At 35.4% G+C, this 21,005-nt stretch carries 17 protein-coding genes; 8 read left to right on the forward strand and 9 right to left on the reverse strand.

What is annotated here, in order from left to right; genetic code table 11:
* The first annotated feature begins 104 nt into the window (after positions 1-104).
* Entirely contained in the window at positions 105-1,181 is a 1,077-nt protein-coding gene (locus tag IQ237_RS03390) for an ATP/GTP-binding protein (protein WP_194052316.1), read from the forward strand.
* Positions 1,182-1,183: 2 nt separating this feature from the next.
* On the forward strand, positions 1,184-1,834 hold the full coding sequence (locus tag IQ237_RS03395) for a DUF3226 domain-containing protein (protein WP_194052318.1): 651 nt from the start codon (positions 1,184-1,186) through the stop codon (positions 1,832-1,834).
* A gap of 68 nt (positions 1,835-1,902) precedes the next feature.
* Here the strand turns inward: IQ237_RS03395 and IQ237_RS03400 are convergent, their stop codons facing one another.
* On the reverse strand, positions 1,903-2,190 hold the full coding sequence (locus IQ237_RS03400) for a hypothetical protein (protein WP_194052320.1): 288 nt from the start codon (positions 2,188-2,190) through the stop codon (positions 1,903-1,905).
* A gap of 151 nt (positions 2,191-2,341) precedes the next feature.
* Here IQ237_RS03400 and IQ237_RS03405 point away from each other — a divergent pair, with 151 nt between their 5' ends.
* Complete coding sequence (locus IQ237_RS03405; protein ID WP_194052322.1) at positions 2,342-3,181, forward strand: 3'-5' exonuclease; 840 nt, start codon at positions 2,342-2,344, stop codon at positions 3,179-3,181.
* A 248-nt stretch (positions 3,182-3,429) separates the two neighbouring features.
* Here the strand turns inward: IQ237_RS03405 and gndA are convergent, their stop codons facing one another.
* Complete coding sequence (gene gndA / locus IQ237_RS03410; protein ID WP_194052324.1) at positions 3,430-4,860, reverse strand: NADP-dependent phosphogluconate dehydrogenase; 1,431 nt, start codon at positions 4,858-4,860, stop codon at positions 3,430-3,432.
* A 239-nt stretch (positions 4,861-5,099) separates the two neighbouring features.
* Between gndA and IQ237_RS03415 the strand changes: the two genes are divergently transcribed.
* A complete protein-coding gene (locus IQ237_RS03415) occupies positions 5,100-5,957 on the forward strand; it encodes a Ycf66 family protein (RefSeq protein ID WP_194052326.1) in 858 nt (285 codons plus the stop codon).
* A gap of 411 nt (positions 5,958-6,368) precedes the next feature.
* Complete coding sequence (locus tag IQ237_RS03420; RefSeq protein WP_194052328.1) at positions 6,369-7,733, forward strand: NAD(P)/FAD-dependent oxidoreductase; 1,365 nt, start codon at positions 6,369-6,371, stop codon at positions 7,731-7,733.
* A 120-nt stretch (positions 7,734-7,853) separates the two neighbouring features.
* Here IQ237_RS03420 and IQ237_RS03425 read toward each other — a convergent pair whose 3' ends face one another.
* From IQ237_RS03425 to IQ237_RS03440, 4 genes are all read right to left on the reverse strand, one after another.
* Complete coding sequence (locus IQ237_RS03425) at positions 7,854-8,252, reverse strand: type II toxin-antitoxin system HigA family antitoxin (protein ID WP_194052330.1); 399 nt, start codon at positions 8,250-8,252, stop codon at positions 7,854-7,856.
* 25 nt (positions 8,253-8,277) lie between these two features.
* Complete coding sequence (locus IQ237_RS03430) at positions 8,278-8,490, reverse strand: hypothetical protein (RefSeq protein ID WP_194052332.1); 213 nt, start codon at positions 8,488-8,490, stop codon at positions 8,278-8,280.
* Positions 8,491-8,871: 381 nt separating this feature from the next.
* Complete coding sequence (locus IQ237_RS03435) at positions 8,872-9,666, reverse strand: DUF4276 family protein (RefSeq protein WP_194052334.1); 795 nt, start codon at positions 9,664-9,666, stop codon at positions 8,872-8,874.
* Positions 9,666-10,859: an AAA family ATPase gene (locus IQ237_RS03440; RefSeq protein ID WP_194052337.1), complete on the reverse strand. Its 1,194-nt coding sequence runs from the start codon at positions 10,857-10,859 to the stop codon at positions 9,666-9,668. The genes IQ237_RS03435 and IQ237_RS03440 overlap by 1 nt, the downstream gene beginning before the upstream one ends.
* Before the next feature lie 293 nt (positions 10,860-11,152).
* Between IQ237_RS03440 and ileS the strand changes: the two genes are divergently transcribed.
* The 3 genes from ileS to IQ237_RS03455 all read left to right on the forward strand — a co-directional run bounded on the left by ileS (position 11,153) and on the right by IQ237_RS03455 (position 15,097).
* Entirely contained in the window at positions 11,153-14,035 is a 2,883-nt protein-coding gene (ileS, locus tag IQ237_RS03445) for an isoleucine--tRNA ligase (RefSeq protein ID WP_194052346.1), read from the forward strand.
* Positions 14,036-14,272: 237 nt separating this feature from the next.
* Entirely contained in the window at positions 14,273-14,428 is a 156-nt protein-coding gene (locus IQ237_RS03450; protein WP_194052348.1) for a UPF0175 family protein, read from the forward strand.
* Positions 14,429-14,491: 63 nt separating this feature from the next.
* Positions 14,492-15,097, forward strand: coding sequence for a Uma2 family endonuclease (locus IQ237_RS03455; RefSeq protein ID WP_194052350.1), 606 nt, complete (start codon positions 14,492-14,494; stop codon positions 15,095-15,097).
* 99 nt (positions 15,098-15,196) lie between these two features.
* Here the strand turns inward: IQ237_RS03455 and IQ237_RS03460 are convergent, their stop codons facing one another.
* The 3 genes from IQ237_RS03460 to IQ237_RS03470 form a co-directional block, all read right to left on the reverse strand.
* Positions 15,197-16,081, reverse strand: coding sequence for a ParA family protein (locus IQ237_RS03460; protein ID WP_194052351.1), 885 nt, complete (start codon positions 16,079-16,081; stop codon positions 15,197-15,199).
* A 110-nt stretch (positions 16,082-16,191) separates the two neighbouring features.
* The gene (locus tag IQ237_RS03465) at positions 16,192-18,792 is read right to left on the reverse strand and encodes a DNA translocase FtsK (protein ID WP_194052353.1); all 2,601 of its coding nucleotides are present in this window, start codon (positions 18,790-18,792) and stop codon (positions 16,192-16,194) included.
* A 15-nt stretch (positions 18,793-18,807) separates the two neighbouring features.
* Positions 18,808-20,913: an ATP-binding protein gene (locus IQ237_RS03470; RefSeq protein WP_194052355.1), complete on the reverse strand. Its 2,106-nt coding sequence runs from the start codon at positions 20,911-20,913 to the stop codon at positions 18,808-18,810.
* Positions 20,914-21,005 lie beyond the last annotated feature (92 nt).

Here is a 21,005-nt window from a genome sequence, read left to right on the forward strand (position 1 = left end):
TTTCATCAAACTTTCCATTTATATCGTCGAATTATTGAATAATTCAGGAATATGATATAATCAACTTAGTCATTATTTCTCTATTATCATTCATATTTAAAACTATGCTGAAAAGTATAAAAATAGAGAACTTTCGCTGCTTCAAATCCTTAGAACTTCAACAACTAGGAAGAATTAACTTATTAGTTGGTGAAAATAATAGCGGCAAAACTTCTATATTAGAAGCTATTCAACTTTTCTGCTCACGGTGTAATTTAGAAATACTGCGTGAAACAATGAATCAACGTAGTGAATATTCTTATGATGATGAATTGAGGAGAGAAGGTGAAATTGTAAGAGATGGAGAACTTGATATTCGTCACTTGTTTTATGGTCACGAAATTGAACCAGGAAGTCAATTATCTATCATAGATCATCATCAAAATCAACTGACTTTATCCATAGAATTATCAAAAATACCAGATGAACTACAAGAACTTCAATTTAAAGTTTCTTGGACTCCTGAATCAGAAAATGAAACTTTCATATTACCTTTATCATCTCATGCTGGACTTCCTGTATATCATATACGTAAATTTCGCACAAATACTAAAAACCCACCACCAAAAACACTATTTATTACATCATCATCTTTAAAAACAGATCAAATGATAGAGTTATTTAATCAAGTGGTACTAACACCTGATGAAAAAATTATTGAAGAAACACTTAATAAAATAGATTCCAAAATTCAACGAATTGCTGTAGTTAATCCTCAAAGATTAAGATATTCACCATATTCACGCACTGGTTTTGTTTTACTTCTAAGTGATAAACAACAGCGTGTACCAATTGGCAGTATGGGAGATGGAATTTGGCGAATTTTAGGACTCGCATTAGCAATAGTATCAGTAAAAAATGGTTATTTATTTGTAGATGAAATTGATACTGGACTTCATTTTACTGCAATGTCTGATATGTGGAAAATGATTTGGGATACAGCCAAAAAATTAAATGTCCAGGTTTTTGCAACTACCCATAATAGCGATTGTTGGAAAAGTTTAGCCGAAATTGCCAAGCAAGAAAATGTCACAGATGATGGTATCAGGATTCATAGAATTGAAAAAGATAAATCAAAAAGTATAGTTTTCAATGAATCTCAAATTGTCATTGCTGCGGAAAGAGAACTGGAGGTACGTTAGCAATGGCAAAAAATTATAAACCTAAAAAATTATTAGTTGAAGGTCAAGATGATTTACGAGTAATACCCGAATTAATTGAAAAAAATGGGATTTTTTGGGGTAATAAGAAAGAAGAAGCAATTATATCAATTCAAGAATGTGGAGGTTATGAAAATATTACTTATGATCTCATATATACAGAATTGCAAACTAGAGGACGTACACATTTAGGTTTAATGGTAGATGCTGATGATGATGCGTTTTTACGTTGGCAAAGTATCAGAAATGCTTGTTTACCAAATATTCCTCATCTTCCTGAAACTATACCAGAAAATGGGTTAATTATTAATACACCAGATAATCAAAAATTTGGTGTTTGGATTATGCCCAATAATATCATAGAAGGAATGTTAGAAACATTTTTAGGTTATATGATTCCAGAACAGGGAGAACATCTTTGGGAATATGCACAGGAAGTAGTCAGAGAAGCAAAAAATAAAGGTGCAACATTTAAAGAATCTTATATTGATAAAGCAGAAATTTACACCTGGTTAGCATGGCAAAATAAACCAGGTAGACAAATACATCAAGCTATCAAATATAATATTTTAAATCCCAACAATCCTAAAGTGCAGGGGTTTATTAATTGGTTTAAAGAGTTATATGATTTGTGATCAAAAAGATCCCCAACTAATTTAATCAGTCAGGGATCTAAAAATACATATTTAAAAGTAAGTGAAAATTAAGATTCCTGTTCAGGAGGACGATTTTGTAAAATATCAAGAATCCGCCGATTTTCAGTTTGCAAACCCCGCACATCCATCTGTATTTCTCTAATCTCAGACTGCATTTGCACCATATCAGAACGCATATCTCTAATTTCTGCAATCACCATTTCAAAATTACGCTGAATCGTATCAAAATTACGCTGATAAACAGCCGTAGTTTCCAATAAAGCACTTACCGCTAATCGCATATCAATAAGCTGATTTTCCATTTTATCCATCCTTGCTTTATCTTCATTACTCATATTTTGAAAACTTCACAACCTGGTAAACTATGATCTTCATTATAACGGAATGTGATATAATTATTTTCTAATTAGTTTTCTAGTGGGAGTGCAAATTGCGTATAATCTATTTGTCAAGTTACACACCAATTATATAGAATCCCAAATCCTTATGAAACTTAACTTATTAAAACCACTGGCGTTTATTGATTTAGAAACCACAGGAGTAGATATCATCAAAGATAGAATTGTACAAATTGCTATCCTCAAAGTATTTCCCGATGGAAGGGAAGAACTTAAAAACCAGATAATTAATCCCACAATTCCTATTCCTCCTACTGTTTCATTAGTACATGGAATTTATGATGAAGATGTAAAAGATGCGCCGACATTTTCAGAAATTGCTGTTGACTATTTAAATTTCCTTGATGATAGTGACTTGGCTGGTTTTAATTCCAATAAATTTGATATTCCTCTGCTGGTAGAAGAATTTTTACGTGCAGGACTTTGTTTAAAATTATCAGGTAGAAATTTAGTAGATGTGCAAAGTATTTTTCACACAATGGAAAGACGCAATTTAAGAGCAGCTTATAGGTTTTATTGTGGTCAAGATTTAGAAGGAGCGCATGATGCAGCAGTTGATATTCGTGCTACCTATCAAGTTTTTAAAGCACAAATTCAACGTTATGAAAATGTAGAATATAGTAATGATGGTTCTCCTGTTCCTGTACCAATTACTAATGATATTAAAGTTTTAAGTCAACTGACTACATTTAATTTTTTAGATCCTAGTAATAAATTGATTTATGATGAACAGAAGCAAGCTATTTTGTTTAACTTTGGTAAATATAAAGGTCAGAGTTTGTTAGAAGTTTTTTCCAAAGATCCCGGTTATTACGACTGGATGATGAATAAAGGCGATTTTTCATTATCTACTAAGAAAGTTTTGAAAAGAGCTTGGAAAGCAATTCATAATTCAGACAACAGGAAACAATTGTCAATTATCAATTGATAAAATCAGGTTTTAGAGGATGTTTGAAAAGTTTTTAATGTACAAATAAACCCCTCTCCAAACCTCTCCCCGCTTCGGGGAGAGGCTTTGAAACTCCCATTACCTTGTAGGGAAGGGGGGTTAGGTTTCTAGAGATTATTAGCAATAACCCAGTAATCAACTTATGATACATCATACTCAATATTAATCTAACAATCAAGGGCGGGAAAACCCGCCCCTAAAATCAATGGTAACTAACTAAAAACAACTTACTTCTTAGCTTCAGCAATGGGGACCCACTCAGTATGGAAAGTTCCTTCCTTATCAATACGTTTGTAAGTATGAGCGCCGAAGTAATCCCGTTGTGCTTGAGTCAAGTTTTGAGGTAAACGAGCGCGACGGTAGCTATCAAAATAATCGAGAGAAGCACTAAAAGCAGGAACAGGAATTCCCATTTTAGCAGCAGTCACAATAATTTCCCGCCAAGCAGCTTGTCTATCCAGAATTGTTTGCTTAAATTCAGGTGCTAACAATAAGTTAGGTAATGCTGGATTTTCGTCAAATGCTTTCTTAATCTTATTCAAGAAACCAGCGCGAATAATACAACCACCTTTCCAAATTCGAGCCATTTCACCCAAATTCAGACCCCAATTATAGGCTTGAGAAGCGGTAGAAATTAACGCCATACCTTGAGCATAAGAACAGATTTTGGAACAATAAAGTGCATCCCGCACCATGTTCACAAAAGTTTTTGTATCTTTAAAGATTGTGGGAGCAGGACCAGTTAATTGTTGAGATGCGGCAATCCGTTCTTCTCTAATTGAAGAAAGAATCCGGGAATTAACAGCAGCAGTAATTGTAGGAATAGCAACGCCTAATTCCAAAGCAGTTTGTACAGTCCAACGACCAGTTCCTTTTTGTCCCGCAGCGTCCACAATTAAATCAACCAAAGGTATCTTGGTTTCTGGATCAACGTAGGGGAAAATATTCGCGGTAATCTCAATCAAAAATGAATTGAGTTCGTCGGTTTTATTCCACTCTGCAAATACTTGATGTAGCTGTGCAGCATTTAAACCACCGACATTTTTCAGCAAATCGTAAGCTTCTGCAATTAACTGCATATCGCCGTACTCAATGCCGTTGTGAACCATTTTTACATAGTGACCAGATCCACCAGGTCCAATATAGGTAACACAGGGACCATCATCAACTTGTGCAGCGATTCTGTTGAAAATGGGGGATAGATACTCATAAGAGCTTTTTGTACCACCGGGCATGAGAGAAGGACCATTTAACGCGCCTTCTTCACCACCACTCACACCCATACCGATATAGCGTAAACCAGTGGGTTCTAATTCTTGAGTGCGTCTTTCGGTATCTTCAAACCAAGAGTTACCACCATCAATAATGATGTCACCTTCTTGCAGTAAGGGTTTAAGCTGTTGAATTACCGCATCAACAGGTTTACCAGCTTGCACCATGACTAAGATTTTGCGGGGACGTTCTAATGCAGCGACAAATTCTTCCAGGGTATAAGCTGCTTTAACATTCCGTCCTCCAGCACGGTTGGCCATGAAGGCATCGGTTTTTTCACGGGAACGGTTGTAAACTGCAATTGGGAAGCCATTACGCTCAACGTTTAGAGCGATATTTTCGCCCATAACGGCTAATCCAATCACACCAAAGCTTTGTAGTGTCATAGTTCAAATGTTTTTTGGGTTTGGCTAACTCTTGCAGATGCTTTCATCTTTAAGGGTAATCCGAGATTTTGGGTTCACTCCTAAAGAAGACATTAAGAGTTGAGGTAAATGGCAAAAATCACATCTAACACCAAGAATTGGTTTTGATTTGTATCTGAGTCAACAATTCAATGACAAATCAATAACAAAATTCGCAAAATGGAAATACGGCAGATGAGAAACTGTAAGGAGTTTAAAAAATGCTCGCCTATATCCTAGCGTTAGTAGTGGGAATTGGCAGTGTAGCTATTTACATAGCTGCTTTCTTTTTCCCGGAAATTCACCGCAAGAATGATTTTATTTGGAGTGGTGTGGGTTTATTTTACGCTTTGGTGTTATGGATTTTTGCATCACGCATTACAGGGGGTTTATTACTGGGTCATATAGCTAGTGTGGCGCTTTTGGTGTGGTTTGGTTGGCAAACTCTTTCTCTGCGTCGTCAACTTACACCAGAGGTACAACAAACACCTGTTCCCAGTCCTGAGTTAGTTAAAGTGAGTATTCAAGAACAGGTATCTAAGTTTTCTTTACAGGAAAAGCTGGGACAGTTATCATCGTTAATTGCTAATGTTTTTAGTGGTGTTAAAGGTAAGGTACAGCAGACTGGGAGTAAAAAACCCGTTGCACCTCCAGAAAAACCTGTTGTGACAATTGTTGATCAGACTACTCTTGTTGCAGAACAACCAAGCCAAACAACATCTGCAACGCAAGCGGTAACTGTTCCCGCACCTGAAACGGCTGCATCAACAGCAGAAGTAACTGAGGAAGTTATTTTTGAGGGTGAGACTGTTTCTGCTGTGACTGAGACAGAAACACCAGAAGTTGCACAGGTGAGTGAAGAAGTTATTTCTCAAGGTGAAACTGAAACTAAAATTAAAACTGTTTCAGAAGTGACACCTCCAACTCCTCCGACTCCTGAGTTAGTCGCACAAGCGCAAGAGGAAACCGAGGAAAAACCACCTATTTCTGTTGAGGAAGTCGCCCCAGATGCTGTACTTGCTCCCCCAGCAGAAGCACCACCGGAAAAATTACCACCCAGTGAAGGAACTGGGAGTTAGGTATTGGCAGGGAGTGGGGACTGGGGAAGAAAATTTTAGATTTTAGATTTTAGATTTTAGATTGGAGTTAAGTAGGTAGGCGTTAAAAATTATCGTTGTGGCAAGGCAAGAGGCAAGAGGCACTCATGCAAGAGGGAAGAGACTTTTAGCAAGTTTATATTTTGTTACATACATCCGTTTTTTCAGACCGACTTACTTAACAAAAACAATCCAAAATCCAAAATCCAAAATCCAAAATCCAAAATAAAAAACTCCTGAATACTGAATAGTGAATTATTACAAATTTAGTTACTTTAACTACTTTTATTATTTTGTCAAGTGTTTTCTAAGAAACGGCAAACTATCTTATAACTTTGTTACATATTTGTTAAGAAAAGTTACACGCTTGTTAACAAAAGGGAATATTTTCTTATGGTTGTTTCACTTGAAAAGAATAAACAACATGAGGTTGTCATCATTGGTGGTGGTTTTGGTGGACTGTATGCGGCAAAATCTCTTGCTAATAGAAATGTAAAAGTTACTCTCATTGATAAACGGAACTTTCACTTATTTCAGCCTCTTTTATATCAAGTTGCCACTGGTACATTATCTCCTGCTGATATTTCTTCTCCTTTGCGTGCTGTTCTCAGAAAAAGTAAAAATACAAAAGTTTTGCTGGGAGAAGTAAATAATATTGATCCGAAGACACAAAAGGTATTTGTGGGTGATAAAATCGTACCTTATGATACTTTAATTGTGGCTACAGGTGCTAACCATTCTTATTTTGGGAAAGATAATTGGAAAGACTTAGCTCCTGGTTTGAAAACTGTAGAAGATGCGATAGAAATGCGTCGGCGGATTTTTTCTGCATTTGAAGCAGCAGAAAATGAAACTGACCCTGAAAAACGCCGTGCTTTGTTGACTTTTGTGATTGTGGGTGGTGGTCCTACTGGGGTAGAATTAGCGGGTGCGATCGCTGAGTTGGCATATAAAACCCTGCAAGAAGATTTCCGCAATATCGACACTTCAGAAGCGAAAATTTTATTATTGCAAGGTGGCGATCGCATTCTTCCTCATATTTCACCAGAATTATCGCAATCAGCAACAGAATCTTTACAAAAATTGGGTGTGATGGTTCAAACCCAAACCAGGGTAACAAATATTGAAAATGAAGTTGTTACTTTCAAACAAGGTGATAAAGTAAAACAAGTTAGCGCCAAAACTGTATTATGGGCAGCTGGTGTGGAAGCATCTGGAATGGCAAAAGTTTTAGCGGATCGTACAGGTGTAGAATGCGATCGCTCTGGTAGAGTAGTTGTAGAACCAGACTTAACTGTTAAAGGTTACAAAAACATTTTTGTGATTGGAGATTTAGCTAATTTCTCCCATCAAACTGGTAAACCTTTACCCGGTGTTGCACCTGTAGCTAAACAACAAGGAGAATATGTTGCTGGGTTGATTTTACTACGGCTTCATGGTCATACTTTGCCACCATTTCATTACACCGATGTTGGTAGTTTAGCAATGATTGGGCAAAATTTAGCGGTAGTAGATTTAGGTTTTCTGAAACTTACAGGTTTTATTGCTTGGGTATTTTGGCTAGTAATTCACATCTATTTCTTAATTGAGTTTGATACTAAGATGGTAGTGGTAATTCAGTGGGCATGGAATTATATTACTCGTAATCGTCGTTCTCGATTGATTACAGGTAAGGAAGCTTTCTTAGGACCACAACCTATTAACAATTCTCATCCTTATCAGGCGACAGAAACCGTCAAACAGCCAGTTAAGGTTTAGGTTTTTTTGTAGTTATTAGCAGTACCTTGAAGCCGATAGAGAAACCCGTCATTAATCTCAACACTTGATCTATTAGTGTGAGACTTATGGCGGGTTTAACTTGTAAATAATGCCGTGTCATTAAATAAACAATGCTGGAGAAACATTAAACAATTCTCCTAATGCTTTAGCTTGAGCTTTACTAATAGCTCTTTTTCTATTTACAACTTCAGAAACTACACCTTTAGAACCAATAATTCCTACTAAATCAGATTGTTTAATTCCCCTAGCATCCATTAAATGTTCTAGCATTGCGTGGGGTGATGATGGTTCAAGAGGATAGTGTTTATTTTCAAATTCTTCAATGAGAGTAACTAATAATTGTAAAATCGCAGTTTGTTCTGGTGTACGCTGTTTATTAGCTATTAATTTTTCTACAGTTTCTAATGCTTGATCATATTCTGCTTCTGTGGTGATAATTTTGGGTTGATATTCTACTAATAATTGACTGTAGGTGATTTTATCTAAGGAAATGGTCATGGTTAACTCCTGTTAAAAGAAAGGGTCAATAAAAATCTTCATTACAAGTATCAACAAATTCTGTTAAACTGCTTTCTGTTTCATAATAGGAACGCATCATTTCCGCAGCAGCAGTTAAGCTCAGTTTTTGAGGATTTTGCATTTCTTCACGCATGAGTTTTAAGGCAAATTCAATTATCTCTAGTCTTTCAACATTAGGCATTTGTTTAATAGCTTCTAAAATTTGTGGGTTAATCATAATTTGGGCAATTGTTAGTAGTTTCTATTTTAAGGTAGGATATACTGACACTGCAACATCCGTAGGTTGGGTTGAGAAAACCCAACAATACTGATTGCTTTATCGCTGTAAGTCAATCTAGGTTGTTCTGGCATATAAATTTCTTGTGTACTTTATACTATAATCAGTATTGTATATAATTTCATTCGCTTAAATAACTTGATTTAGTATCAGAATTAGAAAGTATTGATGAACAATTGACGCTGAGTTTATATTTTGATATACAGCACTTTGCACGTCTATCTAGTACAGTTCATATCCTATTTTCTAGCTTGATGTAATAATTCTGTCTTATGTTTTTGTACCTAAACGTTACGCAAAGTGCTGTAAATTTCTATTTTTTTATTCAATATCTTCTAATTGCTGTTTTGTAATATCACTTAAAATACCATCATGAAAGTGATACTGTTCTACAGGAAATAATTCTAAAATATATTCTAAAATATCTGGTTGTGGGTGTTTTTGCAAAACTTTATAACACCAATAAAATAGAGTTCTCAATGATGCACAAGTATCAGGACGAGATAAAATATGTTCAAATCTCAATAGCTTGACTATTTTCCCTCCATCTTGTTTTTCATTAAATCCAGGGTATAACTTTTTTAATATATTTTTAGGATGGGGAATTTTTTCTACATCTTCTGGATGATCTTCTAAAGAAGTTCCTAAAACTGTATTAATAGCTTGTGCATCAGCAAAATAATAAGTTTCTATCATGTTTACCAAAAAATGAAAAGCAGCGCGATGTTTTTTATCTTTTAATATGGTGTCTAAAGCATTGTGATATCTTTGAAAAATTAGTTCTGCTTGACTGACTCTATCATTTTCTAAATCATCTACTACTAATACATATCTACATGGATTTTCCGCTAAATATTCTCTAGCTGGAAAACCTATCTTTTCTGCATCTTTATCAGGAATAATTTTACCAGTACCCACCATTTTTAAATTCTTTTTCTGGGAAGTTATCGGGTTAAGTTGTCCGATACGACGTATAACTTTAAATGTACATATACCAGTTTCCATGAAACTTCTAAATAAATCTGGTAGGTGCTGTTCTTCAGTTTCTCCTGTTACAAATAATCCAAATTCAAAAAAATAGCAAGGTTGGTTATTATCAATATTTTCCTGATTCATTATTTTAACTCCTCAGTAAAAGCTTTACTTTGAGGTGCTATAGCTTCAGCCATATACAAAGAACCTGTGGCATAATCTTCTAATAAATCTTGTATTTCTTCTATTTCGCTAACCCGTTTCATCATAGTTTGTCCATTTTCATCAAGTTCCATCGCCCATATATGTTCTGGTGCAAACTGACTAATTAATACAGGAGAATGGGTTGATATAAAAACCTGTTTATTCCATTTTTCGGTAGCCAGTTTAACCGCTTTAGCTAACACTGCTAACGCCCAAGGATGTAAAGATATATCAGGTTCATCTAATAAAATTAATGAATAACCATTAGGTTTTTCAGAAAATAAAGCAGCGAGATTAATTAACATTTGAATATGTCCATCAGATACTCCTGATGCTTGAATTGGTTTGCGTCTTTTTCTATCTAAAAAGTTGGCATAGACAGCATTTCTTCCAGTTTGTTCAAAATATAAACCATCAAAACTAGGGAAACTTTCTTTCATAAAATTGATGATAGTATCATACCTTTCATCAATTACTCTTCTATCATGTAAGTTTCTCAAAACAGACCATAAATTTTCACATCTATCTTGTAATCTATCCCCTGCTTCTGATTCTGAACCTGATCTTCTCAGATTAAATAAAGAAGCGCCTCTTAAATGATAGGAACGAGCAGCACGCAACAATTTATCTAACTCTAATGCAGCTATATCACTTGTCCCAAAAGCTACGTAGCTAGTGAGGGCTAATTTTTCTGGTTCTCTGAGTGTAATGGTAGTTTTATCTTGTCCCATACCAAGATGATAAAATATAGCTTTATCACTACCTATAGTTCTATCAATTAGTAATTCATTATTAATTTTCTTAACTAATTTTTCACCAACAAAAGGTTCTATCCTACCAGCAGATAAGCCAAATAAGACTTCATATTTAGTTGATTCATCTTCTATGGAAATTAATATATTATCAGTTGTATTAGCTCCATCCCAAAGAATACCAATACCATGATCTCTAAAAGAAGCAGCAGAGTCCACACCTCTAATTGCACAATCTCTAATAAACCAAATGGTATCTAAAAATGTTGATTTTCCTGCTCCATTGGGACCAAAGAGAATATTAAGAGAATCAGGTGTAATATGAATATCAGCAAGGGAGCGAAAATTTTTAATATGTAAATGATTAATTTTATTAGGCATTAATAACACCATCCGTTAATAATTGTAAAATTTTACCGTATTATTCAATGTAGGTTAGTTTGAAGTACAAAACTTAACATTGTTAATTATATCTGAATATCTGGTGTTGGTTTTTCACAACTTTTGCTGTATTTTACCTGGAGATGATCGCAGTGTTACTATTTTTCTTTCCGTCTTTGCTCCTTTGCGCCTTTGCGTGAAAATTAAAACTCTAGTACACCTACCCCATCCCACAATCATACCATCTCTTATAATTGATCAAATAACTGCAAACATATCTTAGGCATGAAACTGTGACCGAAACTGGAAAATACAAAGATACCGTTAACCTCCCCAAAACTAACTTTGATATGCGGGCAAACGCAATTAAACGCGAACCCGAAATCCAAAAATTCTGGGAAGAAAACAACATTTATTCTCGCCTCTCTCAAGAAAACCCAGGCGAATTATTTATACTGCATGATGGACCACCCTACGCTAACGGTCAGTTGCATATTGGTCACGCTTTAAATAAGATTCTCAAAGATATTATTAACCGTTACCATCTCCTCCAAGGTCGTAAAATTCGTTACATTGCAGGATGGGATTGTCACGGATTACCGATTGAGTTAAAAGTTCTGCAAAATATGAAACAAGCAGAACGGCAAAACCTCACTCCTATACAACTACGTCAAAAAGCAAAGCAGTTTGCTCTTGATGCTGTTAATGACCAACGCAATAGTTTTAAACGCTATGGGGTGTGGGGTGACTGGGATAATCCTTATTTAACCTTAAAACCAGAATACGAAGCGGCGCAAATTGGCGTATTCGGGCAAATGTACTTAAAAGGTTATATCTATCGTGGTTTAAAGCCTGTACACTGGAGTCCTAGTTCTAAAACCGCTTTAGCAGAAGCTGAGTTAGAATATCCTGAAGGCCACGTTTCTCGGAGTATTTACGCCGCTTTCCCGGTGGTGAAGGTGTCGGAAAAACTAAAATCAGTTTTAGAGCCATTCCTGCCTGATTTGGGCGTGGCTGTGTGGACAACTACTCCCTGGACGATACCGGGTAATTTAGCGGTTGCTGTGAATGGGGCGTTAAATTATGCGGTTGTTGAGGTGGCACGCAGAGACGCAGAGGCGCAGAGAGGATGCAAGTATCTGATAGTTGCGGCGGAGTTGGTGGAAAGTTTGACTGCAACTTTGGATGTTGAGTTGACTGTGAAGGCGACTTTTGCGGGTCAGGATTTGGAACACTGCACTTATCGTCATCCGCTTTTTGACCGTGAAAGTCCGGTGGTGGTTGGTGGTGATTATATCACTACTGATTCTGGTACTGGGTTGGTGCATACTGCTCCTGGTCATGGTCAAGAAGATTACATTGTGGGTCAGCGTTATGGTTTGCCGATTCTCGCCCCTGTGGATGATAATGGTAATTTCACGGATGAAGCTGGTAAGTTTGCTGGCTTGAATGTTTTGGGCGATGGTAATCAAGCGATTATTGATGCTTTGATGGAAGCGGGTTCTCTGTTGAAAGAGGAAGCATACTCTCATAAATATCCTTATGATTGGAGAACCAAGAAACCGACGATTTTCCGCGCTACTGAACAATGGTTTGCTTCTGTGGCAGGATTTAGGGAGGAAGCTTTAAAGGCGATCGCATCTGTGCGTTGGATTCCCGCCCAAGGTGAAAACCGCATTACACCGATGGTTGCGGAACGTTCTGACTGGTGTATCTCTCGTCAGCGTTCTTGGGGTGTTCCCATTCCTGTGTTCTATGATGAGGAAACTGGGGAAGCGTTGCTGAATGCAGATACCATTAACCATGTTCAAGCTATCATTGCAGAAAAGGGTTCTGACGCTTGGTGGGAGTTGTCGGTTGAGGAGTTGTTACCCGAACCTTATCGCAGTAATGGGCGTAATTACCGCCGGGGTACAGATACGATGGATGTGTGGTTTGATTCTGGTTCATCTTGGGCAGCTGTGGCGAAGCAAAGACCAGAATTAGGTTATCCTGTTGATATGTATTTGGAAGGTTCTGATCAACATCGGGGATGGTTTCAATCTTCGCTATTAACCAGTGTTGCGGTAAATGGAATTGCACCTTATAAAACGGTTTTAACTCATGGTTTTGTATTAGATGAAAATGGCCGAAAAATGAGTAAATCGGTAGGAAATGTGGTTGATCCACAGGTTATTATTAACGGTGGTAGTAATCAAAAACAACAACCTGCTTATGGTGCTGATGTTTTGCGTTTGTGGGTTTCTTCTGTAGATTATTCTGGTGATGTGCGTCTGGGAAGTAACATCATTAAACAATTAGCTGATGTGAGGAATAAAATCCGCAATACTGCACGGTTTTTGTTGGGTAGTTTACATGATTTTGATCCTCAAAAAGATGCGGTTGATTTTGATAAGTTACCTGATTTGGATCGGTATATGTTACACCGTATCCGTGAGGTATTTAATGAGGTGACAACTGCTTTTGATAGTTTCCAATTTTTCCGCTTTTTCCAAACTGTGCAGAATTTCTGTGTTGTTGATTTGTCTAATTTTTATTTAGACATTGCCAAGGATAGATTATATATCAGTGCTGCTGATAGTTTTCGTCGTCGCAGTTGTCAAACTGTTTTGCAGATTGCATTGGAAAATTTAGCTAGGGCGATCGCACCAGTTTTGTGTCATACTGCGGAAGATATTTGGCAATTTATCCCCTATCAAACTCCTTATAAATCAGTGTTTGAAGCTGGTTGGGTAAAGGTTAGTGATGAATGGGAAAATGCAGAATTAGCAGAATTTTGGGATACCCTGCGAACACTCCGCACTGATGTTAATAAGGTGATGGAACAAGCGCGGATCGAAAAAATGATTGGTTCATCTTTGGAATCAAAGGTGTTAGTAAATATTCCCCATCAACAGTTATGTGAAGCTATCAAAGGTTTCAATTCTGCAAAGGGTAATGGTGTGGATGAGTTGCGATATTTATTATTAGCATCTCAGGTAGAAATAGTAGATGAAGCTGCCAAAATTGCCGATGTGAAATACACCGCAACTACCGAAAATTGGACTATTGGGGTGGTAAATGCAGACGGTGAAAAATGCGATCGCTGTTGGAATTATTCTACTCATGTAGGAGAATCTGAAGAACATCCTTTACTGTGTGAACGTTGTGTTCCCGCATTAGCTGGGGAGTTTTAGTAAAACCGATAACCCGACTGGGAATTAATTCCCAGTCTCATAGCTGAAGTCATCTAAAGATAACTAAATAAATTAAAAGAAAATTTTTTAGTATAGTAAACCTTGGTTGACTTTAGCTATTAGGGAGGGTGTAAAAAATGCGATATTATAAATTAATAAAAATAATTAAAATTAATTGACAATCAATATTAATTTGATTATAATTATACAATAAATTATTAATAGTAATTAGTAAATATGAGCAAATTAATCTTAGAGATTCCTGATCAAATAACCGAAGAATTACGCATACCTCCTGATGAACGTCTTGATAGAGTAAAGATTGAATTAGCAATTAGACTTTATCAAAAAAGGATTCTTTCTTTTGGTAAAGCGCGTGAATTATCTGTTTAGCATTGCTAAACCCTTACCAAAGAGTCAGTTTTTCCGATTATACATAGTGTGAAGATCAAAACTATGAACACACAAACACCCGTAGTTACAGAAACCTTACCAATGGTGCTAAAAATGCAACCAGATATCATCATGACCGATGATCAATTTTTTGATTTCTGTAAATTAAACCGTGATTTTAGAATTGAACGTAACCAATTTGGAGATTTATTAATTATGTCACCTACCGGATCAGAAACAGATGAACGCAATTTTAATTTAATTGTGCAATTAGGTATTTGGACAAAAAAAGATGGTACAGGAGTAGGTTTTGGTTCTAGTGGTGGTTTTACCTTACCTAATGGTGCTGTACGTTCTCCTGATGCAGCATGGATCAAAAAGGAAAAATGGGAAGCAATACCCACAGAACAAAGAAAGAAATTTGCGCCAATTTGTCCTGATTTCGTAGTAGAGTTGCGTTCCGAAACTGATAACTTAAAAACACTACAAGAAAAGATGGAAGAATATATAGAAAATGGTGTGAAATTAGCTTGGTTAATTGATAGAAAACAACAAAAAGTATATATTTATCGTCCTAGTCAACCTGTGGAAGAATTAGACCATCCTCAAACATTAAATGGTGAAGATATTTTACCTGGATTTATTTTAGATTTAAGAGAAATATGGTAATTTTTAATAAAATAACCGCAGATCCCCGACTTCTTTTTTAATCTTGTAAATAAATGATAAATTGATGTCAGAAGTCGGGGATCTATATGCACGAAAATTTTACAACTTCCGCAATAATTCCTCAGTTAACTGCATAAATGACTTCGCGCCAGCAGAACCCGGACTCATTAACGTTACCGGCATAAAACTATCAACAGCTTTGGCTACATTTACATCAACGGGAATTTGTGCCTGACAAATAGTTTCTACACCAAAATCTTCCACAACTCGGTGCATTACTTGTTTATAATATCTGCCAGTCAACAAGTTAGTATTGCACATACTAAAGACAATTCCTAACATTTTGATATTGATTTTTGCTTCATGTTCATGACTGTCTTTCAACTGAGCAATGCGTCTTTCTAATAATTGAATACCCACCACAGATAAAGGTTCTGGTTTAGCAGGTAAAAGATAAAAATCGCTAGTTGCTAAAGCACTACGAGTCATGAGATTATAACCAGGGGCGCAATCTAAAAGAATAAAATCATATTGATCACGCACTGGTTTTAAAATGTCTCTAATTAGCACTCTTTCAAAACGATTCCAAATAGTCTCAAAATCTTGTTCACCCAAAGCTAAAGCTTGATTATGCAGCATTTCTGAAACGACAAATTCATCATATAAGTCGATATCTCCAGGCAATAAATCTAATCCCGGCAGCTTACATAATTCACCTTGAATGATATCCTGAATCTTGTATTCAGCATTGGGATATGGGTTAATAACTTCATCTATCAAATATCTAAAAGTCTTTCTTTGTTTGCGACGTTTAGCAAACTCCACTGGCGACATTAAACTGAGGGTAGCACTAATTTGACTATCTAAATCGAGAACCAATACCTTTTTCCCGTGATTTTTTGCTAAACAAGTGGCTAAATTAACAGTAACCGTAGTTTTACCCACTCCACCTTTCATGTTTGCAGTTGCAATTACATATCCCATTTTTATTTCCTCTGCTGACGCATTCCCATTAATGTAGCGTACATATTATCTAATAGATTTTCACTTTTTCTACTTAGATCCCCGACTTCTGGAAAAAGTCGAGTATTTAGTTAAGAGAGTTTCATATTTTTTACTAATAAACTTTGTAAACGATGTAACTGAGAACCAACTTGATAAAGTAAATCACCTTTACCTAATAGATATGCTGCTGCTGTTTGTGTTCCACCAAGAACAATTTTAGAATCAGCTTCGCTAGAGGTTCTTAAAGCAATTCTTCCCGGTAAATTTGAGCGAATAATAGGGGTGACTATCCCCGCTTCTGGACGTTGGGTAGCAATAATTAAATGTATTCCTGCTGCTCTTGCCATTGCACCTAAACGTTTGATACTTTGTTCTAATGCAGTACGAATTTCTTTTTCTGCCATAAAATCGGCATATTCATCAAAAATACATACTATCCGGGGTAAAGGTGAGGCAGATTTTTGATTATAAACGGTTAAATCTGCACATTTAGCTTTTTCAAATTTTTGATAGCGAGATTCCATTTCTATCAATAATTCTTCCATTAATTCGATCGCGCGATCGCTATCTTTAACTACTGGTGAATATAACCAGGGAATTTGTTCAAACTCTGGAAATGTTACTCTTTTCGGATCAACTAAGGCAATTTTCAGATGTTGGGGAGAATAACGGTATAGTAAACTGAGAAGTAAGGATCTTAAAAATTCACTTTTACCGCTTCCTGTTGTTCCTCCTACTAAAAAATGGCAAGTATTCGGATCAGATAAATCAGCTTCCAATAAATTACCATCAATACCTATTCCCACCGCAATTTTAACAGGTGTATTTGCTGGTAAAAACTGCTTGGGAATATAATCCTCAAATTTAGCAATTTGTCTATCTTTGCGTGGTAAATCAACACTGACATAACCAGCTTGGGGAGCAATTAAAGGGGGATTTTCTAACCCTAATTGTACTTGTAAATCAGCAGATAATTTTAAAATTGAAGGCACTTTTACCCCTAAATGGGGTTTAATTTTCACCCGAATAAATGCTGGACTTACATCAGCACCATGATAATCTACATTAACCTTAAAGGATGCTAGAGTTGTAACTAAAGATTCTCCCATTTCATTAGCATTAATATTTGGTAAACTCTCCCTACTTTTTAAGTGAGGGGTATCAGATTCTCCAATTTCATCAGAGTTAATAATAGGTAAACTCTCCCCCCTTTTTAAGGGTTGGGGGGGATCAAATTCCCCAATAAAAAAACTTTGACACTTTTGTTGTTGAGGACAAATTTCACATAAATGGGGTTGAGTCGTTGCAGGTGGTGGGTTAGGGTTAGGAGACTCCCATTTTAACCATTTCTGCATTTGTAATAGTTTGTAGGGAATTAATTGATGAACTGTATTTTCTAATTGTTCCCAGGAATATTGATAATCTTTAAACTCAGGTAAAACACAATAAACCGCAGAATCTACCGATGTTTTTTTCTTTTGAAATAACATATAACTATACAGAGAAACCTGTGCTAACTGTGCTGCTGGATCTACAGGGTGATAGGTTTTAAACTCTATCATACACAGGCGTTTAACTTCAAAATTAAAAACTAAACAATCAAATTCACCTCTCACTAATTGTTGTGTACCATCAGGTAAATTAAAATAATATTCTAAAGTTCTTTCTTCCTGAATAAAAGTATTTTTAATTACCGTCTCAGCACTACAATAACGCCGATTAATAATTAATAATTCCGTGATTTTTTTAATTAGTCCTTGTATTCCCTGCCAAACTTGTAATAAAGTAGTTGCCTTACTATCATCTTGACTGATACTATTTTGTAAATAAGGGAAGAATTTAATTTGATAAAATATTTTTTGAATTTCTGAGGATATTTGTTCTAAATTTAATCTACTGACATCGGCGATTAATAAAGATTTAATTTGGGGATTAATCTTGATTAATTCTATCAGATCATCAGCTAATTTATGAAAAACATTACCAACACCGGAAATATAATTTTTAGGCAAGAATATTGCTTTATTATCAAAATGATGATTCAGATAAAATAAACGCGGACATTCAAACGCTACTCTAACTTTAGTCGGTGTTAAAGATGAATTTTCAGATTTATTATTTACCATATTAAAAATCTCATTAATAGCTTCAGGTTGAGATATTTGTAGTAAGCGACGGTGGACAGCAGCTAAATAAACTGTATCCATTGCTGCATAGTTTAACTGTTTTTGAGTAAGAGGACGTTTTCCCCAATCACTTGTTCCTTCTTCTGCATCTACATCATAAAATTGACAAAGTTCTACAGCTAAAGTTTTGAGTTTTAAATTACTAACTTGCAGTTTTTCACGGGTAATTTTTCTAGATAATTGGTATGTACAAATAATATTTTGGGCTAGTTTTCCCCCTAAATATTTAACATCAAATCCAGAGTTATGAAAAACCTTACTAATTTCTGATTTTACCATGATTTGATTGATAAAATAATTTACCAAATCAGGTTTATCTAAGACATCTAAAATTAAAGCAGACTCACCAGTTAAGTCTGTGGTATCAGCCAAAACTTGAATTAATGATAATCTAGGGTAAGGAGTATTCCAATCAGCAATTTCTGTATCTATCCATAGAGTTTTTGATCGGGATATTTGGTAAATTTGCTGATATATTTCGCCATCTTTTGTTAGGTAGTGCATTGGCTGATATATAGATTATATTTGAGGATTCCAAGAAATTAATTGGTCTTGTAATTTAGCTTTTGGGTTCATAATCTTAGTTTTATTTTCTTGACATAATAGGTCAATTAACATTTTAATGTCAGTTTCTTGAACATCAGCAAATTGACTAGATGTTTGGGAAATTAATGTAGGTAATCCCATAAATCCTTGAGTTTTGACGAGATTTAAAAGAAAATCTTTTACAGGTCTGTAATCTCTTCTAACTTTACCATTTGTATCTTTTTCTGTTGCAGCAACAAGACCTAAATCATGTAACAAAGTACATTTGTTATGCAAGATTTGAGATTCACGCACTAAAGATTCTAATCCTTGTACATTAATCGTTTTCCCACCAATGACTAATTCTTGAGATTTTGCAGAATTGACAAAACTTTGGTATGTTGCTAAATAATGAACTGCTGTTAGACTTGGTTTGATATGTTGGTGATGAGTGTGTGTAAAAAGTTCCCTATAAAGTTGATTTCCTGCAAGATTTGGTTTTCCTACATTTCCAGCACGGACTAAATAAAGAGTTTTACAGCTATTGTTATGAATTACATTTTTGCAAGCATTCATAACATGAAAAAAAGTAGTCATGTTAGAATCTTCTGTCCAGACTATTCCTACTCTTTCTTGTTTTTGAGACTGTTGATAACTCAAGGAATAAGTAGCATATTTTCCAGTTAAAAGTTTAGGCTTAATTCCCTGGATTTGTAAAGCTGATAAAGATTGTTGTAACATCTGAATTAAGTCAGATGATGATAACAGAGATAATTTTGTAATTTTACCCTGAATTTTCTTATATTCTTTTTGCCATAGTAATTCAAATTCTGCTTGAGTTGTTTCTGGATCACTTACAGATAAAGAAATAGTAATTATGGGATCAGGAGTGATTTTTTGTTGGGGTATGGTAACTTTTGTTTGTGCTACAGGTTCAGGTTTGATATGACCACTGATGATATCAATTTTATATTTTTGATATTCGTCACGTCCCAGAGTTAATGTATTTCTCGGTTTGGTTCTACCACCGGGGTAATTTGTTTCTAAAATTTGCCGAGTGAGAGGAAAAAGAGAGGATTCTGGTTGAGGATATGCTAATTGATGTAATGGTTTGAGATGATAAGCCCAAAGTGCTTCCGCTTGTTCTATAGTAATGTCTTTTAGCTGAATTGTTTTATGTATTCCGGCTTTGTCCGCTGGCAGTACCCGATCCCAATGGCGTTTTAAAGTATTTGTAATCACACTGATAATGACTAAGAAATTTTTTAAATTATCCCCATGAATTGTTGTATTAACATTAAAAAAAGGTTGGATATCCAAAAAACCTTCTGGTGATTGAGGCATAGTATCTAAATTATCAAAACATAAAACTATTGGTTGGGTTTGTGTGGAAATTCTGCCAAAATTAGCTAAAATATTTTTGGCTGCATCTTCTGTATCAATACAGTGTTTAACCTTTATTTCTTTCATTGATTCTTCACTTAAATCATCTCCTCGCAACCATTCACAAGCTATATCATATAATTCGGGATTTGCTAAATCGTGCAGCACACCAAAAAAGATATCTGGGTTATAAATACCTGCTGTTTTATAGGTATTCCTGAGATGTTTAATAAATTTTTGGCGATCACTTTGTAATGCTTCCCAAAAATTATCATTAAATATTCGTTTTTTGATATCACTTTTTGTAAAAGCTGATAAACTTTTTAGCCATAACATTAATTGTGATTCTTTCTCACCTTCAGGTATTTGAATTAAACTATCAACTGTATAGCGTAAAATATGCCGCCAAATATTACTACTATCAGCCCAGTTACAAAGAATATAAGCGAAAAAAGCTTTAGGGTTAAGAGTGCGTTTGAGACGACCTAATAAATAACTTTTACCTGCACCAGACTCACCAACTAATAAAACTGTACGACTACGATGATCTTTACCTACTAAATTTAGTAAATATTCTATCTCTGTGATTGCTTCTTTATGAATTGAATCAACCATTAATGTTGCGTCTTGTTGATCCGCCCAAAAATTAGTAGGCTTTAAATTGATAACATCAAAAGGGTTGACTTCACGTTTGATAATATCGTTAATGTTTGTCATTGCTAAATCTAAAAATCGGTGTGAGGAGGAATTAAGGAAAAAAGCAAATAATCAGAAAATAATCAGAAAATAATCAAACTATGTGGATGAAT

The organism is Sphaerospermopsis sp. LEGE 08334 (assembly GCF_015207205.1).
In the GTDB taxonomy this organism is placed as follows: Bacteria; Cyanobacteriota; Cyanobacteriia; order Cyanobacteriales; family Nostocaceae; genus Sphaerospermopsis.